Here is a 3164-nt window from a genome sequence, read left to right as displayed (position 1 = left end):
AGCGCTGGTCCTACGCGCGGCTCACGGCGGCGGTGCTGGGCACCGCGACGGGGCTGCTCGAGGCCGGGCTGGCGCCGGGCGACGTGCTGCTTATGCGGCTCGGGAACACCGTCGATTTCCCCATCGCCTACCTCGGGGCCATCGCCGCGGGCATCGTGCCAGTGCCCACCTCGTCGCAGCTTACCGCCCGCGAGGTCGCACCGATGATCACGCATCTGCGCCCGGCGGCGATCCTGCGCGGTGACGGCATTGCCTGCCCCGAGACCGATGTTCCGGTCTTCGGTCGCGAGGTCTTCGAGGGCTGGCACGGCCTGCCGCCCGCGTCCTGGCACATGGGCGACCCGGAGCGGCTGGCCTACATCATCTACACCTCCGGCACCTCGGGCGTGCCGCGCGCCGTGGGCCACGCGCATCGGGCGATCTGGGCGCGGCAGATGATGATGCAGGGCTGGTACGGGCTCGGCGCCTCGGACCGGCTGCTGCACGCCGGCGCGTTCAACTGGACCTACACGCTGGGCACCGGGCTCATGGATCCATGGACCATGGGCGCCACCGCGCTGATCCCCGCGGCGGGCACCGATCCGGCCCAGCTCGCGCTTCTTCTCAAGCGCAATGATGTGACGATTTTCGCAGCAGCTCCGGGCGTTTACAGGCAGTTTCTGAAGTATCCTGTGCCGCCGTTTCCAAAGCTCCGGCACGGGCTTGCTGCGGGCGAAAAGCTGGCCGAGCCGATCCGCACCGCATGGCACGAGGCCACGGGAACGGCCATCTACGAGGCCTTCGGTATGTCCGAATGCTCGACCTTCATCTCGTCCTCGCCCACGCATCCCGGCACGTCGGGCGCGCTGGGGCGTCCGCAGGCCGGGCGCCAGGTCGCGATCCTCGGCGAGGACGGAGCGCCGGTGCCCTGCGGAGAGCCTGGCACCATCGCGGTGCACTGCTCGGACCCCGGGCTGATGCTGGGCTATGTCGGCGCCCCCGAGGAGACCGCCGAGCGCTTTGCCGGCGACTGGTTCCTGACCGGCGATCAGGGCGCCATGACCGAGGATGGCGAGATCCGCTACCTCGGCCGCGGCGACGACATGATGAACGCGGGCGGCTACCGGGTCTCGCCCATCGAGGTCGAGAGTGCGCTCGCCGATCTGCCGGGCATCACCGAGGTCGGCGTCACCGATGTGGCGGTCAAGGAAGGCGTCAACGTCATCGCGGCCTTCTACGTCGCCGCCGAGCCGCTCGACGAGACCCTGCTTCAGGCCCGCGCGGCCGAACGTCTCGCCCGCTACAAGCAGCCGCGCGCCTATGTCCGCGTCGATGCCCTGCCCCGCAATGCCAATGGAAAGCTTGTCCGCAAAGCATTGAAAGACCACGCGATTAACTGATCCACCCTGCCTTTCGGGATAGCCCGAAAGGCGCGCTGGCAAAAAGGAGGGCCCCGCGACGGGGCCCTTTTTCAGTCTGGCTGACAAGGCTCGGTTTTCGTACCGCCCGAGGTATTCCGCCTGCGACCTTGTCCGCACGGAACCGGCGCACCCGTCCCGGAAGGCACGGCAGCGCGCGTCGCCGCACCCTGCCCGTTTGCTCAGCTGCAGCCGCTTGTGGAGCCGCAGGTGTTGCACTTCATGCAGGTGCCGTTGCGCACCAGCGTGTAGTTGCCGCATTCGCCGCACGGGTCGCCCTCGTAGCCCTGCATCCGGGCCTTGACGCGGGCATCCATCGCCACCGCCGAGGTCGTGGCCGACAGCGTCGCCACCGTGCTCGACGCGGCTTCGGCCACGTTGCCCACCGACATCACCGGACCGGTGCCGGTCTGGCCGCCCTGCAGCACCACCAGCTCCTGCGGGAGACGCTTGCGGAGGTAGCCGGTCGACGAGATCTGCTTGAGCATCTCGAGCGAGCGCGCGGCGGTGGTCTCGGAGAGCTCCGAGACGTTCGACACGCCCTCTTCCTCACCGCGCCCGAGGTCGTCGAAGCTTGCGCCGGACGGCTTCACATGGGCGAGATCGGTGCGGTCGAGGTAGGACACGGCCAGTTCGCGGAAGATGTAGTCGAGGATCGACGTCGCGTTCTTGATGCTGTCGTTGCCCTGCACCATGCCAGCGGGCTCGAACTTGGTGAAGGTGAAGGCATCGACGAATTCTTCAAGCGGAACACCGTATTGCAGGCCGACGCTCACAGCGATGGCGAAGTTGTTCATCATCGCACGGAAGCCGGCGCCTTCCTTGTGCATATCGATGAAGATCTCGCCGAGCGCCCCGTCCTGGTACTCGCCGGTGCGCAGGTAGACCTTGTGCCCGCCGACGACCGCCTTCTGAGTGTAGCCCTTGCGGCGCTCGGGCATCTTGGTGCGGCCGGCACGGACCACTTCCTTGATGACCACCTTCTCGACGATCTTCTCGGCGATGACCTGGGCCTTCTCCTGCGGGGTACCGGATTCCAGCACCTCGAGCGCATCGTCGTCATCCTCGACCAGCGCGGCGGCCAGCGGCTGCGACAGTTTCGAGCCGTCGCGATAGAGCGCGTTGGCCTTTACCCCCAGAGACCACGACAGCTCGTAGGCCTTCTGGCAATCCTCGACCGTGGCCGAGTTCGGCATGTTGATGGTCTTGGAAATCGCACCGGAAATAAAGCTTTGCGCGGCGGCCATCATGTGGATGTGGCTGTTGACGGAGAGGTACCGCTTGCCCTTCTTTCCACAGGGGTTTGCACAGTCGAAGACCGCGAGGTGCTCGTCCTTGAGGAAGGGCGCGCCTTCGAGCGTCATGGTCCCGCAGACGTGGTCGTTGGCGGCGTCGATCTCGGCCTTGGAGAAACCGAGGTGCTTCAGCAGGTCGAAGGTCGGGTCGCTCAGCTTGTCGGCCGGGATGCCGAGGGTCTCGCGGCAGAACTCCTCGCCCAGCGTCCACTGGTTGAACACGAAGCGGATGTCGAAGGCAGTGGCAAGCGAGCGCTCCACCTTGTCGATCTGCGCCGGCCCGAATCCGTGGCCGATCAGCGCGGTGTGGTTGATGCCGGGCGCGTTGCCGAGCGTGCCGTGCCCGACCGCGTGGCCCACGATCTCTTCGACCTGGCTCGACGAGTAGCCGAGCTTGGCCAGCGCCGAGGGCACCGAGCGGTTGATGATCTTGAAGTAGCCGCCGCCGGCGAGCTTCTTGAACTTCACCAGC

Annotated in this window: 1 protein-coding gene and 1 pseudogene; one reads left to right on the top strand and one right to left on the bottom strand. The window is 67.0% G+C overall.

Annotation, left to right across the window (positions count from 1 at the left end; translation table 11 throughout):
- Positions 1-1379: class I adenylate-forming enzyme family protein (locus tag HC022_RS22375; protein WP_167453870.1), on the top strand; the 1379-nt coding region annotated here is incomplete at its 5' end.
- Positions 1380-1579: 200 nt separating this feature from the next.
- Here HC022_RS22375 and HC022_RS22370 read toward each other — a convergent pair.
- Positions 1580-3164, bottom strand: a pseudogene (locus HC022_RS22370) (vitamin B12-dependent ribonucleotide reductase); the annotation flags it as partial.

The organism is Salipiger sp. HF18 (assembly GCF_011806505.1).
In the GTDB taxonomy this organism is placed as follows: Bacteria; Pseudomonadota; Alphaproteobacteria; order Rhodobacterales; family Rhodobacteraceae; genus Salipiger; species Salipiger thiooxidans.
The sequence above is the reverse complement of the archived record's forward strand: the minus strand, read 5'-3'. Positions and strand labels throughout refer to the sequence as shown.